The 23,020-nt window shown below is 73.0% G+C and carries 18 protein-coding genes; 6 read left to right on the top strand and 12 right to left on the bottom strand.

From position 1 onward, the window contains the following. Positions 1 to 95 precede the first annotated feature (95 nt). Positions 96 to 1,409 (top strand): mechanosensitive ion channel family protein, encoded by a 1,314-nt coding sequence (locus ACFO3Q_RS09305; RefSeq protein ID WP_377004395.1) that lies wholly within the window; start codon positions 96 to 98, stop codon positions 1,407 to 1,409. A gap of 228 nt (positions 1,410 to 1,637) precedes the next feature. Here the strand turns inward: ACFO3Q_RS09305 and ACFO3Q_RS09300 are convergent, their stop codons facing one another. Beyond that, positions 1,638 to 2,297: a hypothetical protein gene (locus tag ACFO3Q_RS09300; protein WP_377004394.1), complete on the bottom strand. Its 660-nt coding sequence runs from the start codon at positions 2,295 to 2,297 to the stop codon at positions 1,638 to 1,640. A 114-nt stretch (positions 2,298 to 2,411) separates the two neighbouring features. Between ACFO3Q_RS09300 and ACFO3Q_RS09295 the strand changes: the two genes are divergently transcribed. Next, the gene (locus tag ACFO3Q_RS09295) at positions 2,412 to 3,593 is read left to right on the top strand and encodes a class I SAM-dependent methyltransferase (RefSeq protein WP_377004393.1); all 1,182 of its coding nucleotides are present in this window, start codon (positions 2,412 to 2,414) and stop codon (positions 3,591 to 3,593) included. Further along, on the top strand, positions 3,590 to 3,997 hold the full coding sequence (locus ACFO3Q_RS09290) for a VanZ family protein (RefSeq protein WP_377004392.1): 408 nt from the start codon (positions 3,590 to 3,592) through the stop codon (positions 3,995 to 3,997). The genes ACFO3Q_RS09295 and ACFO3Q_RS09290 overlap by 4 nt, the downstream gene beginning before the upstream one ends. On the opposite strand, the gene ACFO3Q_RS09285 is transcribed toward ACFO3Q_RS09290, so the two are convergent. Genes ACFO3Q_RS09285 through ACFO3Q_RS09270 form a run of 4 tightly spaced genes read right to left on the bottom strand, consistent with a single transcriptional unit; the run spans position 3,994 to position 8,557 of the window. Next, entirely contained in the window at positions 3,994 to 5,223 is a 1,230-nt protein-coding gene (locus tag ACFO3Q_RS09285; protein WP_377004391.1) for a multifunctional CCA addition/repair protein, read from the bottom strand. The two genes, ACFO3Q_RS09290 and ACFO3Q_RS09285, sit on opposite strands and share 4 nt — an antisense overlap. A 1-nt stretch (position 5,224) precedes the next feature. Beyond that, positions 5,225 to 5,569: a hypothetical protein gene (locus ACFO3Q_RS09280; RefSeq protein ID WP_377004390.1), complete on the bottom strand. Its 345-nt coding sequence runs from the start codon at positions 5,567 to 5,569 to the stop codon at positions 5,225 to 5,227. A 9-nt stretch (positions 5,570 to 5,578) separates the two neighbouring features. Continuing rightward, positions 5,579 to 6,538 (bottom strand): complex I NDUFA9 subunit family protein, encoded by a 960-nt coding sequence (locus ACFO3Q_RS09275; protein ID WP_377004389.1) that lies wholly within the window; start codon positions 6,536 to 6,538, stop codon positions 5,579 to 5,581. 36 nt (positions 6,539 to 6,574) lie between these two features. Further along, entirely contained in the window at positions 6,575 to 8,557 is a 1,983-nt protein-coding gene (locus ACFO3Q_RS09270; RefSeq protein ID WP_377004388.1) for a transglycosylase SLT domain-containing protein, read from the bottom strand. Positions 8,558 to 8,617: 60 nt separating this feature from the next. Here ACFO3Q_RS09270 and ACFO3Q_RS09265 point away from each other — a divergent pair, with 60 nt between their 5' ends. Both ACFO3Q_RS09265 and ACFO3Q_RS09260 read left to right on the top strand, forming a co-directional pair. After that, positions 8,618 to 9,424 carry a sulfite exporter TauE/SafE family protein gene (locus ACFO3Q_RS09265; RefSeq protein ID WP_377004387.1) on the top strand — a complete coding sequence of 269 codons (807 nt, stop codon included), beginning with the start codon at positions 8,618 to 8,620 and terminating at the stop codon, positions 9,422 to 9,424. 135 nt (positions 9,425 to 9,559) lie between these two features. Beyond that, positions 9,560 to 12,460 carry a TonB-dependent receptor plug domain-containing protein gene (locus ACFO3Q_RS09260; RefSeq protein WP_377004386.1) on the top strand — a complete coding sequence of 967 codons (2,901 nt, stop codon included), beginning with the start codon at positions 9,560 to 9,562 and terminating at the stop codon, positions 12,458 to 12,460. 61 nt (positions 12,461 to 12,521) lie between these two features. Here the strand turns inward: ACFO3Q_RS09260 and ACFO3Q_RS09255 are convergent, their stop codons facing one another. The 5 genes from ACFO3Q_RS09255 to ACFO3Q_RS09235 form a co-directional block, all read right to left on the bottom strand. Then, positions 12,522 to 12,884, bottom strand: a complete 363-nt coding sequence (locus tag ACFO3Q_RS09255; RefSeq protein ID WP_377004385.1) for a helix-turn-helix transcriptional regulator — start codon at positions 12,882 to 12,884, stop codon at positions 12,522 to 12,524. An 84-nt stretch (positions 12,885 to 12,968) separates the two neighbouring features. Beyond that, the gene (locus ACFO3Q_RS09250) at positions 12,969 to 13,793 is read right to left on the bottom strand and encodes an endonuclease/exonuclease/phosphatase family protein (RefSeq protein ID WP_377004384.1); all 825 of its coding nucleotides are present in this window, start codon (positions 13,791 to 13,793) and stop codon (positions 12,969 to 12,971) included. 129 nt (positions 13,794 to 13,922) lie between these two features. Further along, complete coding sequence (locus ACFO3Q_RS09245; protein ID WP_377004383.1) at positions 13,923 to 16,748, bottom strand: TonB-dependent receptor; 2,826 nt, start codon at positions 16,746 to 16,748, stop codon at positions 13,923 to 13,925. Between the two features lie 182 nt (positions 16,749 to 16,930). Further along, positions 16,931 to 17,782: a thiol:disulfide interchange protein DsbA/DsbL gene (locus ACFO3Q_RS09240; RefSeq protein WP_377004382.1), complete on the bottom strand. Its 852-nt coding sequence runs from the start codon at positions 17,780 to 17,782 to the stop codon at positions 16,931 to 16,933. Positions 17,783 to 17,839: 57 nt separating this feature from the next. Next, a complete protein-coding gene (locus tag ACFO3Q_RS09235) occupies positions 17,840 to 18,730 on the bottom strand; it encodes a c-type cytochrome (RefSeq protein WP_377004381.1) in 891 nt (296 codons plus the stop codon). Positions 18,731 to 18,892: 162 nt separating this feature from the next. Here ACFO3Q_RS09235 and yihA point away from each other — a divergent pair, with 162 nt between their 5' ends. Further along, complete coding sequence (gene yihA, locus ACFO3Q_RS09230) at positions 18,893 to 19,531, top strand: ribosome biogenesis GTP-binding protein YihA/YsxC (protein ID WP_377004380.1); 639 nt, start codon at positions 18,893 to 18,895, stop codon at positions 19,529 to 19,531. Positions 19,532 to 20,329: 798 nt separating this feature from the next. Here the strand turns inward: yihA and ACFO3Q_RS09225 are convergent. After that, positions 20,330 to 21,247: an ABC transporter permease subunit gene (locus tag ACFO3Q_RS09225; protein WP_377004379.1), complete on the bottom strand. Its 918-nt coding sequence runs from the start codon at positions 21,245 to 21,247 to the stop codon at positions 20,330 to 20,332. Next, positions 21,244 to 22,845, bottom strand: coding sequence for a peptide ABC transporter substrate-binding protein (locus ACFO3Q_RS09220; RefSeq protein ID WP_377004378.1), 1,602 nt, complete (start codon positions 22,843 to 22,845; stop codon positions 21,244 to 21,246). Before ACFO3Q_RS09220 ends, ACFO3Q_RS09225 begins: the two co-directional genes overlap by 4 nt. Positions 22,846 to 23,020 lie beyond the last annotated feature (175 nt).

Genomic DNA, 23,020 nt, shown 5'->3' with positions numbered 1-23,020 from the left:
CCTGCTAGGCTCTGCGCACCGCCTCCACGGCGGTCCGCGCACGCTCGCCCCGGCCCGCGCGCGCATCGCTTCCACTTCTTCCGTCGTCCGCTCCCATGACCGACATCGATCTCGCGCCCGCACTGGGCTGGCTCGAACCCTATCCCTGGCTGCAGGCCCTGCTGGGCCTGGTGCTGCTGTTCCTCGTCGCCGGGCTGGCCAACTGGCTCACGCGCCACGTGATCCTGCGCGGGCTGCGCGGCCTCGCGCACCGCATGCCGTTCTTCCGCGAGGGCGCGCTGGGCCACCACCGCGTGGTGGACCGCCTCGCCAACGTGGTCCCGGCGCTGGTGATCCAGGCCGGCGTGGGCCTGGTGCCGCACCTGCCGCCGCGGCTGACGCTGCTGATCCAGAACCTCGCCCAGGCCTTCGTGTTCCTGGCCCTGGTGCTGACGCTCAGCGCGGCGCTGGACGTGGTCAACACCATCTACCAGCGCCGCCCGGACGCGCGCAGCAAGCCGATCAAGGGCTATCTGCAGCTGGTCAAGATCATCCTGTTCGCGGTGTGCGCGCTGATGATCGTGGGCACCTTCATGCAGCGCGACGTGTTCACCCTGCTGGCCGGCCTGGGCGCCATGGCCGCGGTGCTGATGCTGGTGTTCCAGAACACCATCCTGTCGCTGGTCGCCAGCGTGCAGGTCGCCTCCTACGACATGGTGCGGGTCGGCGACTGGATCGAGATGCCCTCGCTCAACGCCGACGGCGACGTCATCGACATCTCCCTGCACACGGTCACCGTGCAGAACTGGGACAAGACCATCACGGTCATCCCGACCAACAAGCTCATCACCGACACCTTCAAGAACTGGCGCGGCATGAGCGAATCCGGCGGCCGCCGGATCAAGCGTTCGCTGTTCATCGACCAGACCAGCGTGCGCTTCCTCGACGCCGACGAGCGCCGGCGCATGCACCGCTTCGCGCTGATCGACGCCTACCTGGACCGCAAGCAGGCCGAGATCGATGCGTGGAACGCCACCCTGGGCGAGCGTGGTCAGGACCTGGTGAACACCCGCCGGGTGACCAACCTCGGCACCTTCCGCGCCTACGTCGAGTGCTACCTGCGCCAGCACCCCGGCATCAACCAGGACCTGACCCTGCTGGTGCGCCAGCTCGACCCGGGCCCGAACGGGCTGCCGATCGAGATCTACTGCTTCACCTCGAGCACCGCCTGGGCGGTCTACGAGGGCGTGCAGTCGGACATCTTCGACCATCTGCTGGCGATCCTCCCGGAGTTCGGGCTGCGCGTGTTCCAGCCGCCGACGGGCGCGGACTTCCGCATGCTGGGCGAGCAGGGCGGCAGCGCCCTGGCGGCGCGCGACGCGGTCGCACCCGGCGGCGCCGAGCGCGCGGCGGACGTGCCGCAGGCCTGAGCGCGCTGCTCGAGGAGTGAGCGGAGAGGAGCGAGGAGCGAGGACGAGCGCGTGCACCCGCCACTCGTTTCCCGCTCCTGATCTCTCGCGCCTCGCCGAAGCGCCCCCAACCCTCCTCCACTGTCCGCGGAGGAGGAGCCGGGTGATGCCGGGGAGTAGGGGGAAGGGAGGAGAAGGGGGGAGCGAGGATGGTGCTCGCCTCTCCGGTCCGGCACGGGTGAGGCCGGGTCAGGACGTCCGGGGCAGCTCGATGTCGCGGACGTCCTCCTGCGAGAACAGTTCGATGGCGGTGCGCGCGACCTCGCGGGTGTCGTACCAGGCGTAGGCACCCACGCCCACCGCGCCCAGCAGCGGCACCCAGCGCGAGACGCCGCGGGTGAGCGCGCGGCGGGACAGGTGCACGCCGACGTGGCGGACGGCGCGCACCAGCGCCTCCTGGGTTGCGCTCTGGATCAGCCAGCGCTGCCCGGCGCGCACCGCGAAGTCGCGGAAGGCCTGGGCGGCGGTGTGCCGGAACAGGCAGAACAGCATCTGCTCGCGGCCCAGGCGCCAGTGCTGCCCGTGCGCCGCGGCGATGTCGGCGACCATCTGCGACTGGATGTTCCAGATCGCGTAGAGCTCCGGCAGCACCGTCATCCAGCCCATGGGACCCGGCGGCAGCGACAGCGAGCCCGCGAGCACGCCTGCGCGACGCGCGGCGGCGTCGGCGATGGCCTGCGAGCGCAGCCGCGGAACCGCGCTGGCCGGTTCGCTGCTGTACGGCGTGCGGCCGAGCAGGCCGGTGACGGCATCGGTGATGCGGCGCTGGAGTTCGCCGGTGCCGTCGTCGGCCGCGTCGTGGATCTCGAGCGGCAGTCCGCGCCGGCGTCGGGAGGAAGGCGTGCCCATGTGCTGCGAGTCTCCTGCGCTGCGGGTGAACCGGGGGCGAAACGCGGGGTGCCGGGTCGCGCCGGTGCCGCGTCCGCGCGCGCTATCCTGCAGCGTTTCGCTCCCGGAGCCCGCATGTCCGTCGCCCTGCCGCCCCCCGACGCCGACCAAGCCGCGCACAGCGCGCGCCTGGTCGAGGCCATCCGCGCGGAGATCGCCGCCGCCGGCGGCAGCATCCCGTTCTCGCGCTACATGGAGCTGGTCCTGTACGCGCCGGGCCTGGGCTACTACAGCGCCGGCGCGCGCAAGCTGGGCGCGGACGGGGACTTCGTCACCGCCCCGGAACTGGGGGCGGTCTTCGCGCGCTGCACCGCGAACGCCATCGCCCCCGTGCTCGCCCAGATCGGTCCGGAGGCGCGGGTGCTGGAGCTGGGCGGCGGCACCGGGGCCTTCGCCCACGATGCTCTGCTGCGCCTGGCGGAGCGGGGCAGCCTGCCTGCCGAGTACCTGCTGCTGGAGCCCAGCGCCGACCTGCGCGAGCGCCAGCGGGAACGCCTGGCCACGCTGCCGCCGGACGTCGCCGCGCGCGTGCGCTGGCTCGACCGTCCGCCGCAGGAGCGCTGGGAGGGCGTGCTGTTCGCCAACGAGGTGCTCGATGCGCTGCCGACCACCCGCTTCGAGATCCGCGACGGCGGGACCTGGGAGGAGCACGTGGCGCTCGACGCGGCCGGCGGCTTCGTCCGCGACGCGCGGCCGGCCGACGCCCTGGTCGCCGCGGCGGTGGCGAACGTGCAGCGCCGGCTGGAGCGGCCGCTGCCGGAGGGCTACCGCTCCGAGGTGCTGCCGCAGCTGCCCTACTGGATGCAGGCGATCGCCGGCACGCTGGCCCGCGGCGCCCTGCTGTTCGTGGACTACGGCTACGCCCGGCGCGAGTTCTATGCGCGGGAGCGCAGCGACGGCACCCTGGTGTGCCACTACCGGCACCGCGCGCACGGCGACGCCTTCCATCTGCCGGGGCTGCAGGACCTCACGGCCTTCGTCGACTTCACCGCGGTGGCCGAGGCTTGCACCCACGCCGGCTTCGACTACGCCGGCTACTGCGCGCAGGCCAGCTTCCTGCTCGCCAACGGGCTGGAGGAGGAGCTTGCGGCGATCGAGCGCATCGACGATGCCGCGGCACGCTACCGCCGCACCCAGGAGGTCAAGCGGCTGACCCTGCCGGCGGAGATGGGCGAGCGCTTCCAGGCGATCGGCTTCGTGCGCGACGTGGACCTCGAGCACGCCTTCGCGGTCGGCGACCTGAGCCACCGCCTGTGAGCCTGCGGTTCGTGCGGCCCCGCCTGTGGTCGGGGCTGTGGGTCGCGGCGCTGGCGGCCACGGTGGCCGTCTCGCTGCTGCCCGCGCCCTACCTGGGCGAGGCGCCGCAGGGCTCGGACAAGCTCGGCCACCTGCTGGCCTATGCGCTGCTGTCGGCCTACGCCATGGCGCTGTTCGCCAGCGTGCGCGGCCGCGTGCTGGCGGCGGCCGGGCTGGTGCTGCTGGGCGCGGCGATCGAGGTCGCGCAGGGCACCCTCGTGCCGGAGACGCGCTCCATGGATGCGGCCGACGCCGTCGCCAACGCGGCGGGCGTGCTGCTCGGCGCCCTGGTGGCGCTGACGCCGGCGCGCGATGCGCTGGTGCGCCTGGACCGCGCGCTGGCGGCCGGGCTGGCCCGGCGCTAGGTTCCCGCGCCCGCCGCCGCGCGGATCGCGGCGATGCGCGCCTTGCGGATGCGTTCGCCCACCGCGGGGCCGGCGAGCCCTTCGAGGTCGAGATCGCGCGGCTTCACCCCCGCGGCGGCGGCGTGCAGCCGCCGCAGCAGTGCGGCCTGCGGGTAGGGCCGCTCGGCGCTGCCCTCGCGCCCGCGCGCGTCCGCCTCGCAGACGGTGGCGAGCCGGTCGATGCGTTCCGGCCTGCGGAAGCCGTCGCAGCGCACGATGAGGTCGTGCAGGGTGCTCGCCCGCAGCTCGGCCACGCGGTGCACGTTGAGGTGCTCGCGGCAGCAGACCTCGGCGAGCTGCCGGTACTCCGCGGGCACCCGCAGGCGCTCGCACAGCGTGCGCAGCGGCGCGAGCCCGGCCTGCTCGTGCCCGAGGTGGCGAGGCAGCACGTGCCCGGGCGTCAGCGCCTTGCCGAGGTCGTGCGTGAGCGCGGCGAAGCCGATCAGCGCGTCGCCCGGCGCGAGGCGCGCCGCCATGTCGCTGACCAGCTCCTGGTGGCGGCCGGTGTCCACCTCGGGATGGAACTCGGCGCGCTGCGGCACCCCGTAGAGCGCGTCCACCTCGGGCAGCACCCGCGCCAGCGCGCCGCAGGCGCGCAGCGTGGCGAGGAAGGCGGAGGGCCGTGGCTCGGCCAGCGCGCGCACCAGTTCCTGCCAGACCCGCTCGGGCACCAGATGGTCGGCCTCGCCGTCGGCGACCATGCCGCGCATCAGCGCCAGGGTCTCGTCCGCCACCCGGAAGCCGAGCGGCGCGAAGCGCGCCATGAAGCGCCCCGCGCGCAGGATGCGCACCGGGTCCTCGGCGAAGGCCGGCGAGACGTGCCGCAGCACGCGGGCCTCGATGTCGCGCGCGCCGCCGTAGGGATCGACCAGGGCGCCGTGCTCGTCGCGGGCGATGGCGTTGATGGTGAAGTCCCGCCGCTGGAGATCCTCCTCCAGCGTCACCGACGGGGCGGCGTCGACCACGAAGCCGCGGTAGCCGCGCCCGGACTTGCGCTCGGTGCGCGCCAGCGCGTACTCCTCGTGGGTCTCGGGATGCAGGAACACCGGGAAGTCGCGGCCGACGGCGCGGAAGCCCGCGGCTTCCATCTCGGCCTGCGTGGCGCCGACCACGACGAAGTCGCGGTCCCCCGGGGGGCGCCCGAGCAGGGCATCGCGCACCGCGCCGCCGACGAGGTAGGCGCGCATGTCAGTCGATGCAGATCGTGGGCGCGGCGTGGCCGTCGGTGACCCGGGTGTGGCAGCCGAACAGGCGGTCGCTGACGTGGCAGGTCCCGGTGGTTGCGGTGCCCGGTTCCACGCCCTCGGGCGCCAGGCAGGCGCTCGCGCATTCGCTGCCGTCGCGGCAGGTGCGGCCGGCATCGTGGGTGGGGCGCGCGCAGGAGGCCACGCCGAGGCGCCCGTGGCGCGCCCAGGTGCCGCCGTCGGCGAGGCAGGCGGCCTCGTTGTCGGGCGCGGGGCGGTAGCCCGTGGGCGCGGGGGCGCAGCCGGCGGCGAGCAGGGCCGCGACGAGGAGGACGGGGAGGCGGGGCATGCGGCGTTCCTACTGGCGACGGCGGTAGCGGTCGAGGCGGGCGGGGCGGTCGTCCGGCCGCCCGAGGACGTCGTGCAGCACCGCGCCGATCGGCGTGGGGACGATGCCCAGCCGGTGCAGACCGTCCACGCCGCCCACGGCGTCGGTGCCCAGCGAACGGAAGTTGTCCCGCGAGATCGGCTTGCCCGGCAGCCACTCGCCGATCTCCGCCTGGATGCGGCCGAGGGCGTCCGGCAGCGGCAGCACCGCGCGCCGCAGGCCGAGGGCGCGCGCGGTCAGGCGCACGATCCCCGCCAGGGTCAGGACTTCGGGTCCGTAGAGTTCGTAGGTCTGGCCGACGGTGCGTGGGTCGCGCAGGGCGCGGCGGAAGGCCTCGACCACGTCGCCGACGTAGACCGGCGCGAATTTCGCGTACGGCCGTGCCAGCGGCAGCACCGGGCTCAGCCGCAGCAGGCGGGCGAAGCGGGTGAACAGGCCGTCGCCGCGGCCGAAGATCACCGACGGCTGGAAGATCGTCCAGGCCAGGCCCGAGGCCCTGACCACCGCCTCGGCCTCGCCGCGCGAGGCCAGGTAGTGGCTGCGGCCGCGCCCCGCGTTGAGCGCGCTCATCTGCAGCAGGCGGGCCACGCCGGCTTCGCGGCATGCGGTCGTCAGGGTGCGTGCGAGCTCGACGTGCGCGCGCGCGAAGCCCTTGCCGGAGTCTCGCACCAGCGGGCCGCCGCCCTCGTTGAGGATGCCCGTCAGGTTGATCGCCACGTCCATGCCTGCCAGCCGCCGCGCCAGTGCGGCACGGTCGTGGACGTCGCAGCGGACGACGTCCACGCGCGGCGGGAACAGGCGGTCCGGGTGCACCGAGGGATTGCGGCTCAGCACCACGACGTCGTGCCCGTCCGCGACCAGGCGCGCGACGAGATGGCGGCCGACGAAGCCGGTGCCGCCGAGGATGGCGATGCGTCTGGGTCGAGCCATGTACGTGCCTGGGTCGCTGGTGGCGGAGTGGCCGGGTCAGCGGGCCTGCGTCGCCGGGCAGACGAAGGCGCGGTCGCGCCGCGTCGGCGCCGCCCGTCCTGCCATCCGCTCGGTGAGCGAGACCGCCCTCCCCTCGAGGCGCCAGTCGTAGATCACGCTGAAGGCCAGCACGCGCGCGACGTACTCGCGGGTCTCGCGGTAGGTCACGGTCTCGATCCAGAAGTCGGGATCGAAGTCGGGGCGCTGCGCCAGCCAGCGTGCCACGGGCGCCGGCCCGGCATTGTAGGCGGCGATCGCCAGATAGGGCAGGCCCTGCTTGTCGAGCTCGTAGCGCAGGTGGGCGGTGCCCAGGGTGAGGTTGACCTCCGGCTCGAACAGGCTCTCGCGCCCGCGCCAGGGCACGCCGAGGCGGCGCGCCGTCGCCTCGGCGGTGGAGGGCAGCAGCTGCATCAGGCCGAGCGCGTCGGCGCTGGAGCGGGCGCGCGGCATCCACGCGCTCTCGGCACGGATGTCGGCGGCGACCAGGGCGGGGTCGAGGCCGTTGCGGCGGGCCTGCTCGCGCAGGATGCGGTCGTGGTGCAGCGGGAAGCGCAGGGTGTAGAGGCGCTGGAACTCGGGGTTGGGCCCCAGCGAGAACACCGCGCGGTCCCACCAGTCGGCGTCGCGCTGGGCGAGTTCGAGGGCGACGATCCGGCGGGCGTCGTCGAAGCCGTCGACCGCCGCCAGCCATTCGCGCGTGGCCCAGGCGGTGCGGTCGATGCGGTAGAGCGCGAAGGCGCGCTGGAGGCCGGGGTGGCCCTCGATCTCGCGCACCAGCCCCGCCGGGTGCTCCGGTTCCCAGGGGCACAGGGCGTAGGGCGCGCCGATGCGGTCGGCGGCGAGGAAGCCGTGAAAGGTCGAGGCGCTGGCGGCGTAGGCATAGGCGGTGCGCGCCTCCTCGCTGCGGCCGAGGCGTTCGAGCAGGCGCGCCTGGAAGTAGGTCCAGCGCGCGCTGGTGCGCTGCGCCTCCGGCATCCGCGCGATGGCCGCGAGCGCGGCGGCGTCGTCCTGGCGCGCCATCGCCTCGCGCACGCGCCATTCGTGCAGGCGCTCGTCGTAGGCGGACTCCGGGACCCGCGCCAGCCGCTCGGCCGCGCCGGGATGGTAGGAGGCGACCGTCCACAGCGCGATCTGGTAGCGCGCGGGGGCGGCGTCGGCCTCGCTCATGCCGAGCGCGGCGACCAGCTGTTCCAGGCGCCGCTCGGCGCCGTCGGGGTCGCGCCGCGCGAGCTGGGCCAGCCCATGCGCCGCGATGCGCCGGCTGCGCTCGGTCCGCGGCCAGCCGCCCGCGCGGTCGTGCGGCGCCTCGATGAACGCGGCGTAGTCCGCGGCCAGTGCCGCGTCCTCCGGCGGCAGTCCGCGCGCCGCGACCCGCATGATCCCGGGGGCGCCTTCCTCGGCGGCCAGTTCGATCCGCGCCCAGCGCAGCGCCGGCGTGAGCCGCCCCGCGGACGCGGCCGCGGCGAAGGGGCCGTCGCAGGCGTCGGGCATGGAGCGGCCCACGGTCCAGGCGGCCTCGAGGTCGCGCCACCAGGCTGCGTCCATCGCGCCGGTGGCCTGGCGCGCGGCCAGGTCGGCGCAGCGCATGGCGTCGCTCGGCGTGCGCCCCGACCCGGGCGGCGGCGGTACGTAGAAGGCGCGGAAGCCGCTCCAGTCCTGGCGGCGCGCCAGCTCGGCGACCCAGGCCTCGCGCAGCACCTCGGCCACCGGCTGGCCGGCATGGCGGTCGAGGAAGCCCTGCACGCGGTCGGCGGTAAGATGCCGCAGCTCCCGTCGCAGGGCGGCGTACTCGATCCACGGATACAGCGGATGGTCGGCCAGCGCGGCGGCGGTGCGCGCGTCGAGCGTGCCGCGCTCGGCGTCGGCAAGGGCCGCGCGCACTTCGCCCTGGCGCGGGTCCACGCGCGCCGTCGCCAGGCTCGTGCCGATGGCCAGCAGGAAGAGGAAGGTCGTTGTTTTGAAAGCAGTTCGTCCGCGCATGCCGAGAGTCTAGTCGATGCCCGATCAGCGCCTTCTTCACTTCAAGCGGCGCAAGGCCGCGTGACGCCGGAGTGGTTGCCGGCGGTGCCGGCCTTCCTCGCCCTCGGCGCGGTCGCGGGCGTGCTGGCGGGGCTGCTGGGCATCGGCGGCGGTCTGGTCCTGGTCGCCGCGCTCGCCTGGCTGCTGCCGTCGCTGGGCATCCCGGCGGAGGCGGCCATGCACGCGGCGCTGGCGACCGCGCTGGCCAGCGTCGTCTTCACCGGAAGCGCGTCCGCGCGGGCCCACCACCGGCGCGGCAGCGTGCTCTGGCGGACGGTCGGCGCCCTGGTCCCCGGGCTGCTGCTCGGCGCCTGGTTCGGCAGTCTGTTCGCCACGGCGCTGCCGGGCGCCGCGCTGCGCTGGATCGTCGCCGGCTACTGCGTGCTGGCCGCGGCGCAACTGCTGTTCGGGCGGCCGCGGGTGCCGGCCGAGGGCGAGGGACCGCCGCGCGGGCCGCTGATGTGGGCGGCCGGCGGCGTCATCGGCGCGGTCTCCGCCGTGGTCGGCATCGGCGGCGGCAGCATGACCGTGCCGCTGCTGGTGGCGCGGGGCGTCGAGCCGGTGCGTGCGGTGGGCACCTCCAGCGCCTGCGGCGTGTTCATCGCCGTCGGCGGCGCGCTCGGCTACATGGCGCACGCACCCGCCGGCAGCCTGCCGTCCGGCGGCATTGGCTACGTCTACCTGCCGGCGGCGATCGCCGTGGCGCTGGCGTCCGTTCTCACCGCGCCGCTGGGCACGCGGCTGGCGCACCGGATCGGCGGGGCCGCGCTGCGGCGGGTATTCGCGGCCTTCCTGCTCGCCATCGCGGCTTCGCTGGCCTTGGGCTGAGGGCGGGGGCGGGGGCGGAAGAGGCTGCTGCCGCTGCTTGCGGAAGCATTACGGTTTCTTTACAAACGAAGCCATCCCGGGCGGACAGGGGCGTCTGCGGGATCTCTCCTCCTCCAGTCAACAGGGATGTACCGCATGCGCAGCTTCCGCCGCTCCGCCCGTACCCGTCCGCTCGTCGCCGCACTGCGCGCGGGCTGCCTCCTGCTCCCGGCGACCCTGGTCCTGGAGGCGCAGGCCCAGGCGCCGACGCGCCTGGACCAGATCCAGGTCACCGGCACCCGCATCAAGCGGGCCGACATCGAGGCCCAGGTGCCGGTGCAGACCCTCACCCGCGCCGACATCGACCGCAGCGGCCTGACCTCGGTGGGCGACGTGATCCAGCAGATCACCGCCTCCGGCTCCGCGCTCAACACCAGGTTCAACTCGTCCGGCAACTTCGGTTTTCCGCCGGACGGCAGCGGCGTGGGTGCGGGCGCCACCACGGTGGACCTGCGCCATCTCGGTTCAAAGCGCGTGCTGGTGCTGGTCGACGGCGTGCGCTGGGTGAACGAGGCCTCGGCCTCCGGCGTGGGCGCGGCCACCGACCTCAACACCATCCCGCTCGCCATCGTCGACCGCATCGAGGTGCTCGAGGACGGTGCGTCCTCGCTGTACGGCTCGGACGCCATCGCCGGCGTGGTCAACATCATCACCCGCCGCGACATGGAGGGTGCGCAGGTCACGGTCAACTACGGCGAGTTCGGCAAGGGGGACGGTGCGCAGAAGAGCATCGACCTCGGCTGGGGCGGGCGTTCCGACCGCGCCACCTGGTTCGTCGGTGCGAGCTACGTGGACCAGCGCGAGATCGGCGCGGGCACGCGCGCGCAGTCGCGGTATCCGGTCCCGGGCCTGTCGCCGGAGGATGCGGTGGCGGTGGGCGGAAGCTCCGGCACGCCGACCGGCCGCTTCATGTTCGTCGACCCGAACACCGGCATCACCCACGACATCACGCCGAACACCGGGGCCAGCGACCCTACCTACCTGCCCGGGCAGGATTGTGCGCGCACCGACGATTATCACTGCTTCGGCGGTGCCGACCGCTTCAACTTCTCGCCCTACAACCTGCTGCTGACGCCGTCCGAGCGGAAGGGCGTGTTCGGCCAGTTCCGCTTCGACGTCTCGCCGACCACGACCTGGTACGCCAAGGCCCTGTACAACCGGCGCGAGTCCGCCAACCAGGCCGCGCCGGAGCCGATCTTCCTCGGGCCGGAGGCCGGCACCGGGAATCCGCAGGCGGACAACATCTTCATCTCGGGGGCGAACCCCTACAACCCGTTCGGCTTCGACCTCGATTCCGCGACCAACCTGATCATGATCGGCCGGCGCCCGGTCGAAGGCGGCCCGCGCCGCTATGCGCAGAAGGTCGACACCTGGTACCTCGGCACCGGCCTGGAGGGGAGCTTCGAGGTCGGCGACCGCGGCTGGTTCTGGGACGTGAACCTGGCCTACAGCGAGAACAGTGCCGAGCAGGTCAACACCGGCAGCTACAACATCCGCCACATCGCCAACGCCCTGGGCGACCCCGCCGCCTGCGCGGCCATCGCCGGCTGCGTGCCCCTCGACATCTTCGGGGGACCCGGCACGATCACGCCGGAGATGCTGGCCTACATCCAGCCCATCGTTCGTGACGCGAGCGAGAACACGCTGGCGCTGGCCTCGGCCAACGTGTCCGGCGACCTGTTCGCGACCTGGGCCGGCGCCGTCGGCTTCGCCGCGGGCGTGGAGCACCGGCGCTACGAGGGCTGGTACCGGCCCGATCCGCTGACCGTGGCGGGCGACTACAACGGCGTGCCGTCGCTGCCCACCTCGGGCAAGTACGACGTCAACGAGGTATTCGCCGAGTTCAACGTGCCGCTCCTGGCCGAAGGCTCCGGCTGGGGCAAGGCGCTGGACCTGAGCCTGGCCGGGCGCTACTCGGACTACTCGACCTTCGGCGGGGAGTTCACGCCGAAGTACGGCCTGCGCTGGCAGCTCGCCGACGAGTTCCTGCTGCGCTCGACCTTCGCGAAGGGCTTCCGCGCCCCCTCCATCGGCGAACTGTTCGGCTCCGACAGCCGCTTCGATGCGACCCTGATCGACCCCTGCTCGCTCGGGCCCAACGGGGAGCCCGCACCGGGCGACGCCGCCAACTGCGCCGCCCTCGGCGTCCCGGCGGGCTACGCGCAGACCAACCCCCAGATCTCGATCACCACGGGCGGCAATCCCGGTCTCGAGCCCGAGCGTGCGGACAGCTTCAGCGCCGGCTTCGTGTGGAGCCCGACGTTCATCGAGGAGAGCGGCCTCGCCGAGCGCTTCGACATCGAGGTCACCTTCTATCGTCACGAGATCGAGGGCGCGATCCAGGCCATCGACGCGCAGACCCAGCTCGATCTCTGCGTGGCGACGCTGGACGCCGCCTTCTGCGACGGCATCACGCGGGCGCCGACCGGCGGCATCAACGGCTTCGGCAACCGCCTGACCAACCTTGGCGTGATCAAGACCGACGGCTGGGACGTGGACCTGTTCTGGACCCTGCCCGAGACGCGCGCCGGGCGCTTCGGCGTGACCTGGCGCAACACCTTCGTCGGCCGCTACGAGGCCGTCGGCGCGGACGGTTCGCTGCAGCCGCGGCAGGTGGGCATCGAGGTCAACGACAGCGCGATCCCCGAGTGGTCGTCGAACCTGACCCTCGACTGGCGCCTCGGTGCGTTCTCGGCGGCGTGGACGATGCGCCACACCAGCGACCTGGTCGAAGGCTGCGGTAACGCCGCCGCCTTCCCGGCCTGCAGCGATCCCGCGACCGGCACCAACCGCCTCGGCAGCACCACCTACCACGACCTGCAGCTCGGCTACCGGCTGGACGTAGCGCGGGGTCTCGACCTGACGGTCGGCGGGCTCAACGTGTTCGGCAAGGAGCCGCCGCTGTGCCTGTCCTGCTCGCTCAACGGCTACGACGCCTCGACCTACGACATCCCCGGCGGCGGCTACTGGTACGTGCGCGCCGACATGCGGTTCTGACGGCTCGGCGCGGGACCGGCCCGCAGCGGCGGGCCGGTCTCCGTGCGGACCGCGCGGCCGCCTAGCGGCGCGCCATCATCTCGATCATGCCGACCAGCGGCTCGCGCTGGCGGCGGGGGATCTTGCGGAAGGCCTCGAGCAGGCGGCTTTCGAGATGGTCCTGCGCGTAGTCGTCGAGCACGACGGCGGCGGTCGTCTCGCTCTGGTCGATGCGAACGGGTCCGCGGCCGGTCGCCAGCCATTCCAGGCAGGTGCCGGTGACCTGGGCGATCTGCAGCATGTGGCGGATGCTGGGCGCGGTGCCGTTGTGCTGCTCCCACTGCGCGACCGCGCTGCGCTGCACGCCGACCTGGCGGGCCAGCTCGGCCTGGGTCATCGGCAGGAGGCCCCGCGCCTGCCGGATCCGGTTGGACAAGGTGTGCATGCGAATGCCCTCCCCAAGGCACGCGACCTGAACACGGACACGGTAGTCAACCCGCGCCGCCCTGTCGATGGGCGCGACCCGCGTTCAGGCGCCGGCGGCGCGTGCGGCCGGCCGCGATTCGACCAGGTGGGCGTCGACCTCGATGTCGACGGCGATCGCAAGGTGGTCCGAACGGCCGGCGACCAGCGTGCGCAGCCCGCTGCAGGCGACGCCGCCGATGAGGATGTGGTCGAGGCAGCGCGCGGGGCGCCAGCTCGGGAAGGTGAGGTGGGTGCAGGCGGGCGGCTCCAGCCGCGTGCGGCGGTAGAGGACCTGCATCTCCTTGGCCTCGTGGTGGCAGTTGAAGTCGCCCATCAGCACCGCGTGCGGGGCGTCGCCGAGCAGCTCCGCGAGGAAGGCCAGCTGGGCGTGGCGCGACTGCGCCCCGAGCGACAGATGCGCGACCGCCACGGTCAGGCCGTCGTCGCCGCCGTAGCGGGCCATCAGCACGCCGCGGCCGGCGATGCGGCCCGGCAGCGGGTAGTCGAGCACCTCGGTGGGCGCCATGCGGCTGAGCAGGCCATTGGCGCTGCCGGCGATGCGCGCGATGCTGCGGTTGGGCTGGTGGCTCCAGAACGGGAAGTGCGCGGCTTCGGCCAGTACCCGGGTCTGGTTGTTGAAGCCGGAGCGCATGCTGCCCGGGTCGGACTCCTGCAGCCCGACGATGTCGAAGGGCGCCACGGTCCGCGCGATGGCGGCGAGGTTGTCGCGCTTTCCCGCCGGCAGCACGTGCGACCAGCTGCGCGAGACGTACTCGCGGTAGGCCTGGGTGCTGGAGCCGGCCTGGATGTTGGCGCTGAGCACCGACAGGGTGTGTCGGGAGGGTGACGCGGAGGGCGCAGCGGCGTTGGGGCTTGGGCTCGGCGGCATGGACTTCGACAGGCCCTGCGGTGGACGGCAGGGTGCGCCCGCCGGCGTCATGCCGGCGTGGTGGAGACCATGGCGACCGCCGCCGGCCCGTACAAGGGCCGGCGGTCATGGTCGTTCAGGAAACGCGCATCAGTACTCGAAGCGCACGCCGGCCAGCCAGAAGCGGCCGAACTGCTCCAGCTCCAGCACCCGGTTGTCCTGCCCCTGGAAGCGGCGCTGGCGGGAGTCGGTGATGTTGTTGATCTCGCCGAAGACCTGCCAGTTCGGGGAGAACTGGTAGCTCGTCGAGAAGTCCAGGATCGAGCGCTCGTCCCAGAACACGTTGAAGTCCGGGTCGAGGACGTCGAACTCCTGGATGTACTTCGAGCGGTGGTTCCAGGCGATGCGGGCGTTGAAGCCGTGCTTCTCGTAGAACAGCGCGACGTTGGCGTTGTGCTTCGAGGTTCCCGGCAGGTCGGTGCGGCCGGCACCGAAGGGCAGCTCCGCGCGCGAGTCGGCGTAGGTGTAGTTGGCGTACACGCCGAGACCGTCGAACGGTGCGGGCAGGAAGTCGAAGGTCTGCTGCCAGGCCAGCTCGAGGCCGAGGATGCGGCCGTCGGCGCCGTTCTCCGCGCGGGTCAGCCGCAGGCCGTCGTAGGGACCGCCGGCCACGGTGCTGTTGGTCACGAAGATCGGATCGTCCAGGCGCTTGTAGAACGCCGCCACCGACAGCAGGCCCAGCGGCCGCAGGTAGTGCTCGTAGGAGACGTCGAGGTTGTGCGAGTACGTCGCCTTGAGTTCCGGGTTGCCTCCCTCGATCTCGCGGTCGTTGTCGCTGATCACCAGCCGCGGCACGGTGTTGGTGAAGTTCGGGCGGCTGATGCCGGTGGAGTACGACCAGCGCAGGATCGAGTCGGGATCGAACTCGTAGCGGAAGTGCAGGCTGGGCAGCAGCTTCACGTAGTCGCGCTCGACCCGCTGCACCACCGCGGTCTCCTCGTCGAGGTCGTAGTAGGCGGCCTCGCCCGAGGTGGCGGTGCGCTCGTAGCGCAGGCCGCCGACCATGCTGAGCTTGTCCCAGCGCGCGTCGAGGCGGACGTAGGTGGCGTGGATGTCCTCCTCGGCGCGGTAGTCGTTGGTGATGGAGTCCGGGACCAGCACGTTGTGGTTGGGGCTTTCGCGCAGCGCCTCGGCGTAGCGCGAGAAGATGTCGCGGCAGAAGCGGCGCCCGGTCAGGAAGTAGTCGAAGTTGTTCGACCAGCTGTCGCAGAGCATGTCGGAGTAGCCGATGCCCAGCGACGCGAAGTCGCCCGCATCGCCATTGCGGCGGCGGTCGTCGTTGCTGTCCTTGTCGCGCAGGCGCGCGCGGACGCCGAAGCGCAGGTCGCCGGAGTCGCCGAGGAAGGTCTGCGGGCGGCTGAAGTCGAGGCGCAGGCCGGTCTCGTTCTCCTTGGCGTACTCGTAGCGGTCGTTGAGGCGACGGAAGGCGTACCAGTCCTCGGGCAGGTTCACGCCGCTCTCGGGCGCGCCGTCGGCGCCGACGATGCGCCAGCTGGGGAAGTCGGGATTCGCGTAGTCGTACTCCAGCTGCGGACGCACGCTGGAGCGGAAGATGTACTGCATGCGCGGCGACACCTCGAGGATGCCGGTGCTGCGCGAGGCCTGCCAGTCGATCTTCCAGTCGTTGCCGGCGTAGTGCTCGCCGCCGAGGTTGAAGGTGCGGATGCGCTGCGCCTGGGTGCGCTCGCGCAGCTCCTTGTCGAAGGTGGCGCGCCCGGCGGTGCCGGCGAACTCGGTGGAGTCGTCGGTGTGCCGCTCGTACTCGATCGCCAGGGTGTCGCGGAACTCGTGGTCCTTGAAGCGCGAGTTCGAGGCGATGAAGTAGAACAGGTTGTCGGCGTCGAGGCGGAAGTCGAAGCGGCCGGTCACGCCGGTGCGGGTGCGCTCGCCCTCGTAGTCCTTGATTTCCGTGGTCTCGGGAAGGATGCGCCCGTCCTCGTCGCGGAAGAACGCTGTCTCCACGTTGTCGGTGAAGCGTCCCGAGCGGCTGCCCGAGGCGGCGATCAGCACGCCGATGTTGCGGTCGGCGCCGAAGCGGTTGCCGATGGTGAGGTTGGCGCGCTGGTTCTTGCCCGAGCCGAGCTCGTACTCGCCGGCGCCGGCCGAGCCGCGCAGGATCAGGTCGTCGCCGTCGAGCGCGCTCTGGGTAACGATGTTGATCTGGCCGGCGATGGCGTCGCCGTCCATGTCCGGGGTCAGGGCCTTGGTGACTTCGAGCGCGGAGATGACGTCCGCGGGAATCGTGTCGAGCTCGACCGCACGGCGCGAGGCGTTCGGCGACGCCAGCTGCACGCCGTCCACCGAAACGCTGGTGAACTCGAGCGGCGCGCCGCGCACGTTGACGTAGCGGCCCTCGCCCTGGTCGCGCTCGATCGACACGCCGGGGATGCGCTGGGTGGCCTCGGCGAGATTGGTGTCCGGGAAGCGGCCGAGCAGGTCGGCCGAGACCACGTTGCGGTAGTTGTCGGAGACGCGCTGCTGGTTGAGCGCCAGCGCCTGCGCGTCGCGCGTGGCGCGGACCTCGATGCGGCCGAGCGTGGTCGAGGTGTCGACGGTGCTGACCAGGCTGATCTCGACGCGCAGTCCGCCGTCGGCGCCGACGGTGATCCGGTCGGCGAGCGGCTGATAGCCGAGGTAGTCGACGCTGATGGCGTGCGTGCCGGCGGGGAGACCGGCGACGCGGAAGCTGCCGTCCGAGGCGGTGGTCGTCTCCACGCCGTTGATGCGGATGCGTGCGCCCGGCAGCGCCGCGCCGCGCACCGATTCGCGCACCTCGCCGAAGACGACGCCGGCGGCGCCCTGCACGCGCGCCTCGACGACGCTGGCTGCGGAGACGGCTCCGGACTGCGCGGCGGCGGGTGCCGCGACGAGCGCGGACGCGACGGCGAGCGCCATCAGGCTGTGAGTCAATCGCATCGATGTTCCCCTTGCTGGACATGAGCCGCGCCCGGGGGCGCGGTAAAGCCCGGGATCATCGACCACGGATGTGGCGCCCGCTTGGCGCCGGTGTTGCAGCAGGATGACGGAAGCGTGTCCGGAAACGACGACGGGGCCGCAGCGCGGCCCCGTCGGGAAGGTGCTGCCGGTGGCGGCCCGCCTCAGTCCGCGTGGCGCTCCTGATCGATCAGGTAGTCCACGGTCTGCAGCATGGTCTCGAAGCCGCCGGCGGCGACGACCCGGTACCTGCCGTTGACGACGATCTCCGGCGTGCCGGTGACGCCCCAGGCTTCGGTGAGCTGCTGCGAACGGGCCACCCGCGCGTTGATGGCGAAGGAGCGCATGGTCGACTCGAAGGCGGCGGCGTCGGCGCCGCGCTCGCCGTACCAGCGGGCGATCAGCGGGCCGGCATTGGCGCTCGGCGGCAGGCTGCGCTCGACGTGCACCGCCTGGAACAGGGCGCTGTGGTTGCGGTCGGCGATGCCCATGGCCTCGGCCGTGAAGTAGGCGCGGGCGTAGGTTTCCCAGAAGCCGCCGAAGGCCGCGGGCAGGTGGATGTAGTCCACGTCGGCCGGCAGGCGGGCCTTCCAGCTCGCCACGAACGGCTGCAGGGCGGCGCAGTGCGGGCAGGTGTAGCCGAAGATCTCGACCACCTCGATGCGGCCGGGCTGCGGGTTCACCGCGAGCTGCTGCGGGATGCGGTGGTAGTTGGTGCCTTCGACCGGCGTGGGGCCGCTGTAGCGGGCCGGGGCGGGGGTCTCGGCGGCGGGCGAGGCCGGCGTGCCGGCCTCCGCGGTGGTGCCGTCGGTCGCGGGCTCGGCGGCCGCGGCGGGCGTTGCGATCTCGTCCGTCGTCGCCGGTTCGGCCTGCGGCGCGGGGGCCGGGGCGGGCGGCGGAGCGGTCTCGGCGGCGGGCGCCGGCGGCGCCGTGGGTGCGGGGGCGTCCTCCGCGCCGCATGCCACGGTCAGCGTCGCGGTGCACAGCACGAGGGCCAGGAGGCGGAGCTTGAGCATGATGCGTCCCGAGTTCTGGTGTCGAAAGGAAACGGCCCCGCAGTGCGGGGCCGTGGATCAGTTCGCCGGTGCCTGTTCGGCGACGGCGTGCAGGCCTTCGATGTAGGTCGCCAGGGCCTGGATCTCCTCGTCGCTGAGGTTGGCGGCGATGGCCGGCATCACCACGTTGGCGTTCGCGCCTTCGCCCCAGCCCTGGCCGCTGCGGAAGTGCTGCAGCTGGGCGACGGTGTAGCCGGCGTGCTGGCCGGCGAGCGCCGGGTAGGCCGGGCCCGGATTGCCTTCGCCGGCGGGACCGTGGCAGGCCATGCAGGCCGGGATGCCACGGTCGCGGTCGCCGCCGCGGTAGATCGCCTCGCCCACCGCGTAGAACGGCTGGCCCTCGTTCGGCCCGTCCGCGAGCGGAGTGTCGTCGGCGAGGCCGGGCAGGACCTTCTGGCTGGCGAAGTAGGCGCCGACGTCGCGCATGTCCTGGGCGGACAGCTGGGCGGCGAAGCCCATCATGATCGGGTCGGGGCGCTCGCCGCTCTTGTACAGGGCGAGCTGGCGCGCGATGTAGCGCTCCGGCATGCCGGCCAGCTTGGGGTACTGCGGATCGACCGAGTTGCCGTCGGCGCCGTGGCAGGCCGCGCAGACGGCCGCGATGGCCTGGCCGGCGGACGCATCGCCCGGGTTCACCGGCGCGTCGGGATCGTCGAGGGCGACCATCGGCGCGGCGGCCTCCTCGGGCAGCGGCTGGGCCACGGCCGGGCTGCCGCCCTCGGCGTGGCGCTCCTGGCCCGAGCGCGGCTGCTCGATGTCGGAGGGGGCGGGCGTCGGATCGGGGCTCGGCTGTTCGGCCGGCGGCACCGGGGCAGGCTGGACCGCCGGCTGTGCCGCATCCTGGTTCTGGGCGAGCGCGGTGGCGGCGAAGAGAAGGCCGACCAGGCCGAGGCTGCGCGGAAAGGGCATGGGTTGACTCCGGAACGCGATGGGCTGAAGCGGCCGGGCGGCCGCCGTGGCGCGGAACCGCGAGATTATCGCGGTGCACCCGAGGGTGGTCAACGAAGCGCGGCCACCGGGCGCTGCGCGGCCGGATGCTATCGTCTCCGGCGCCCATCGTTCCGGTACCCCATGTCCAATCCGCTCAACAGCGCCGAGTACGTGCTCGCCGCCCATCTGCCGCGCCAGCTCCCGCCGGACGGCGGCCGCGAGGTGGCCTTCGCAGGGCGCTCCAATGCCGGCAAGTCGAGCGCGCTCAACGCCATGGCCGGGCACAACAAGCTCGCGCGCACCTCCAAGACCCCCGGCCGCACCCAGCAGCTGGTGTATTTCCGCGTGCGCCCCGAACGCTGGCTGGTCGACCTGCCGGGCTACGGCTACGCCAAGGTGCCGCCGGACCTGCGCGCGCACTGGCAGAGCTTCATCAACGGCTACTTCCGCGACCGCGAGGCCCTCGTGGGGCTGGTGGTGGTGATGGACGTGCGCCACCCGCTGCGCGAGTTCGACCAGCAGATGCTGGCCTACGCGCACGCCCGCGCGCTGCCCGCGCACTGCATCCTGACCAAGGCCGACAAGCTGAGCCGCGGCGCCCAGCAGTCGACCCTGCTCCAGGTCCGTCGCCAGCTCCAGGCCGACTACGGCGAGCACGTCACCGCGCAGCTGTTCTCGTCCTCGTCGAAGCTCGGCGTGGACGAGCTGCGGAGCGTGGTGGCGGGCTGGCTCGATCTCGGTTCGGCGCCGCGCGAGACGCCGCAGCCGGCGGAGGCCTGATCCGCGCGTCCGCACGTGCTGGCGGGCGGCCGAACTCGCTTCGCTCGGACAGCGGCTGCCTTTCTTCCGCGCCGGCCTGCGATGATCGGCTCGCTCGGGCGCAGGATCTGCATGCAGCGCTGCTTACCTCGTCATCCCGGCGATCGAAGGTGTGGGGCTCCGCATCCAGGCGCAGAGCAACAGCAAAGTGCAGAGCTTCCGCGCCTGCGGCGCGGGTTCCTTTTGTCTTGGCAAAAGGAACCAAAACCGCCTTCGCCCGGCCGCTCGCCGGCGCTGACGCGCCGGTGCCCTGTGCTCCTCGGTCGAGGCGGCGGCGGGCGAACTCGCTTCGCTCAGACAACGCCCGCCTATTCTCCGCCTCGCCCTGCGGTGCTCGGCTCGCTCTAAGGGCGAAGAAGGTCACGAGCAACAGCAACAGCAACAGCAACAGCTAAGGCAACGGCAACGACACGCGCGCTCTTGCTTTGGCTCTGGCCGTGCTCTGCCATCCCGCGTTAGAGCGAGCCGAGCATCGCAGGCGGGCGCGGAAGGAAGGCGGCCGTTGTCTGAGCGAAGCGAGTTCGGCCGCCGCCGCGCCCGGCGAGAAGCGCAGGGCACCGACGCGAAGCGTCGGCGAGCGGCCCGCGGGAGCGGTTTTGCCTACTTTTGCCAAGACAAAAGTAGGCCGCGCCGCAGGCGCGGAAGCTCTGCACTTGCTCTTGCAGCGGCACTGCATGCCCGCGCCAGGCACTTGCCTGTGCTCTGTATGTGGCATCGCCCTGCACGCGCCGCCGCCCGGGCGCTGCCTGCGGTCGGGCGTCATGCGTCCCGCAGCCGTGGATCCATCCACCGTCGCAGGGCGTCCACCAGCGCGTTGATCAGCACGATCGCCGCGCCCACCACGAGCACCACGCCCAGCACCAGGGTGTAGTCGCGGTTGAGCGCGCCCTGCACGAAGTAGCGGCCGATGCCGGGGATGCCGAACACCTGCTCGACGATGGCCGAGCCGGTGACCACGCTGATCAGCGCCGGCGACAGCCAGGCCGCGACCGGGAGCAGGGCGGGGCGCAGCGCATGGGCGAACAGCACGCGCGCGGCGGAAAGCCCGCGCCCGCGCGCCGCGCGCAGGTAGTCGGCGGAGAGGGTCTCCAGCAGGCTGGCGCGCATCAGGCGCGCGGCATAGGCGAGGTTGGGCAGGGCCAGCGCGATCACCGGCAGCACGCGGCTGCGCCAGCCGCCGTCCCAGCCGCCGGCCGGCAGCCATTGCAGGGCCACGGCGAACACCAGGATCAGCAGGGGGGCGGCGACGAACTTGGGGACCGCCAGACCGAGACCCGCGCCGAACATCAGGCCGCGGTCGAGCGGGCTTCCCGCCCGCATCGCGGCCCAGGCGCCCAGCGGCAGCCCGACCGCCAGCGCCAGCGCCAGGGCGAGCGCGCCGTTGGAGACGGTCACCGGCAGGCCCAGCGCGAGCAGGCGGTTGACCGTGTAGTCGGGGTACTGGAAGGACGGTCCCAGGTCGCCGCGACCGACGTCGCCCAGCCAGCCGAGGTACTGGCGCCAGAGCGGCTGGTCGAGGCGGTACTGGGCTTCGAGCGCGGCGATCACCTCCGGCGGCGCGGCCTTCTCGGTGTCGAAGGGCCCGCCCTCCGCGGCGCGCAGCAGGAAGAAGCACAGCGTCGCCAGCAGCCACAGGGTGGCGAGCGCCTCGAACAGGCGCGCGGGCAGGCGCCTCATCGCGCGGCCCCGCCGTCGAGGTCGAGATGGCGGGTGGGATGGCGGTCGAGCGGGTTCGCCTGCCAGCCGCCCACGCGCGGCGCCACCAGGTGCTTGGAGGTGTAGTAGTACAGCGGGATCACGGCATGCGCGTCGAGCAGGCGCGCCTCCGCCTCGCGCAGCAGGGCGCTGCGGGCGGCGGCGTCGGGTGCCGCGTCGGCCGCCGCCAGCAGCGCCTCGAAGTCCGGGTCGCGGTAGCCGCTCCAGTTCAGCGCGGTGTCGCCGACGAAGTTGGCCAGCAGGCTGCGCGGGTCCTCCACGTCCATGATCCAGCCGCCGCGGAACGCCTCGGTGATCGCGCGCTGGCGCCGGTTCTGGACGAAGACCCGCCACTCCTCGTTGCGCAGGCGCGTGCGCACGCCGAGCGTCTCGCGCCACATCGCGGCCACCGCCAGCGCGAGGCGGCGGTGCGGGGTCGAGGTGTTGTAGCGCAGCTCCACGGTGAGCGGCCGGTCGTCCCCATAGCCCGCCTCGCGGTAGCGCTGCCGCGCGAGCGCCACGCGCTCGGACTGGCTCATGTCCGCCCACGGCAATGCCGCCGGCGCATGCCCGTCGATGCCGGGCGGGACGATGCCGTAGGCGGGCTGCTCCCCGAGCGCGGTGACGTGGCGGGTGAGGATGTCGCGGTCGATCGCCAGCGACAGCGCCTCGCGCAGGGCAGGATTGTCGCGGAAGGGCGGGCGTTCGAGGTTGAGGCCGAGCCAGAAGCTGCCGAGGTAGGGCGCGATCCGCAGCTGCTCCCCGAAGCGCGCGCGCAGGCCGGCGAGCGGTTGCGGCGGCACGACCTCGGTGATGTCCAGGCCGCCGGCGGCGAAGCGCTTGAGCTCGCTGGAGGCGTCCTCGGTGACGTGGAAGCGCACGCGCGGGATGCGCACGTTCGCGGCGTCGTGGAAGGCCGGGTTGCGCTCCAGCGTGAGCGAGGCCTGCGGCGTCCATGCGACCAGGCGGTAGGCGCCGTTGCTCACCAGGTTGCCGGGGCGGGTGTGTTCGGCACCGAGGGCGCGCGCGCGGTCCACCCGCACCGGGAAGGCGATGGGCAGGGTCAGCAGGGCCGGCAGCGGCGCGCTGCGGGTCAGCCGGAACGCCACCGTGCGCGCGTCCGGCGCATGCACGCCGAGGCGCTCGGGCGGCAGCTCGCCGCGCTGGATGGCGGGCGCGTGCTCGATCATCTCCAGCGCCTGCGCGAAGGGGGCCGCGGTCGCCGGCTCGAAGGCGCGCCGGAAGCTGGCCACCACCGCATGCGCGTCCAGCGGCGTGCCGTCGCTCCAGCGCAGGCCCTCGCGCAGGTGGAAGCGGTAGTGACGGCCGTCGTCCGACACCTCCCAGCGCTCGGCCATGCCGGGCACCAGCCGCCCTTCCGCGGACTCGGCGACCAGCCCTTCGTAGAGATCGCGCAGCACGTTGCCGCAGGCGACCTCCTGGCAGCGGTGCGCGTCGAGCGTGGACGGCTCGGGGCCGTTGCCGCGCTCGAGGGTGTCCGCCGCCGCGTGCGCCGTCGCGGCCAGCAGCGCGGCTGTCGCCGCGCGGCGGATCGCTGCGTGCCAGCGCCGGCGCTTCATCGGGCGGTGCTCGGGCGGCGGGGTGGAGGCGGGCTGTTCCGCATGGGGTGTCCGGAGTCTCAAGGGGCGTCGCAGCATCGCGCGCGGGGCGGGCAAAGGCGAACCCCGGTGGCCGCCGCCTCCCGCGCGGGCTCCTGTCCGCGGGAGCCGATAGTTTCGGTCGTCGGGACGCTGT

This window comes from Coralloluteibacterium thermophilum (assembly GCF_042654365.1).
Taxonomy (GTDB): domain Bacteria; phylum Pseudomonadota; class Gammaproteobacteria; order Xanthomonadales; family Xanthomonadaceae; genus Coralloluteibacterium; species Coralloluteibacterium thermophilum.
The sequence above is the reverse complement of the archived record's forward strand: the minus strand, read 5'-3'. Positions and strand labels throughout refer to the sequence as shown.

What these genes read in the sequence shown, in the direction of transcription:
- ACFO3Q_RS09305 (WP_377004395.1), top strand. Translation starts at nt 96, where the DNA reads ATGACCGACATCGATCTCGCGCCCGCACTGGGCTGGCTCGAACCCTAT.
- ACFO3Q_RS09300 (WP_377004394.1), bottom strand. Translation starts at nt 2,297, where the DNA reads ATGGGCACGCCTTCCTCCCGACGCCGGCGCGGACTGCCGCTCGAGATC.
- ACFO3Q_RS09295 (WP_377004393.1), top strand. Translation starts at nt 2,412, where the DNA reads ATGTCCGTCGCCCTGCCGCCCCCCGACGCCGACCAAGCCGCGCACAGC.
- ACFO3Q_RS09285 (WP_377004391.1), bottom strand. Translation starts at nt 5,223, where the DNA reads ATGCGCGCCTACCTCGTCGGCGGCGCGGTGCGCGATGCCCTGCTCGGG.
- ACFO3Q_RS09280 (WP_377004390.1), bottom strand. Translation starts at nt 5,569, where the DNA reads ATGCCCCGCCTCCCCGTCCTCCTCGTCGCGGCCCTGCTCGCCGCCGGC.
- ACFO3Q_RS09275 (WP_377004389.1), bottom strand. Translation starts at nt 6,538, where the DNA reads ATGGCTCGACCCAGACGCATCGCCATCCTCGGCGGCACCGGCTTCGTC.
- ACFO3Q_RS09270 (WP_377004388.1), bottom strand. Translation starts at nt 8,557, where the DNA reads ATGCGCGGACGAACTGCTTTCAAAACAACGACCTTCCTCTTCCTGCTG.
- ACFO3Q_RS09260 (WP_377004386.1), top strand. Translation starts at nt 9,560, where the DNA reads ATGCGCAGCTTCCGCCGCTCCGCCCGTACCCGTCCGCTCGTCGCCGCA.
- ACFO3Q_RS09255 (WP_377004385.1), bottom strand. Translation starts at nt 12,884, where the DNA reads ATGCACACCTTGTCCAACCGGATCCGGCAGGCGCGGGGCCTCCTGCCG.
- ACFO3Q_RS09250 (WP_377004384.1), bottom strand. Translation starts at nt 13,793, where the DNA reads ATGCCGCCGAGCCCAAGCCCCAACGCCGCTGCGCCCTCCGCGTCACCC.
- ACFO3Q_RS09245 (WP_377004383.1), bottom strand. Translation starts at nt 16,748, where the DNA reads ATGCGATTGACTCACAGCCTGATGGCGCTCGCCGTCGCGTCCGCGCTC.
- ACFO3Q_RS09240 (WP_377004382.1), bottom strand. Translation starts at nt 17,782, where the DNA reads ATGCTCAAGCTCCGCCTCCTGGCCCTCGTGCTGTGCACCGCGACGCTG.
- ACFO3Q_RS09235 (WP_377004381.1), bottom strand. Translation starts at nt 18,730, where the DNA reads ATGCCCTTTCCGCGCAGCCTCGGCCTGGTCGGCCTTCTCTTCGCCGCC.
- yihA (WP_377004380.1), top strand. Translation starts at nt 18,893, where the DNA reads ATGTCCAATCCGCTCAACAGCGCCGAGTACGTGCTCGCCGCCCATCTG.
- ACFO3Q_RS09225 (WP_377004379.1), bottom strand. Translation starts at nt 21,247, where the DNA reads ATGAGGCGCCTGCCCGCGCGCCTGTTCGAGGCGCTCGCCACCCTGTGG.
- ACFO3Q_RS09220 (WP_377004378.1), bottom strand. Translation starts at nt 22,845, where the DNA reads ATGAAGCGCCGGCGCTGGCACGCAGCGATCCGCCGCGCGGCGACAGCC.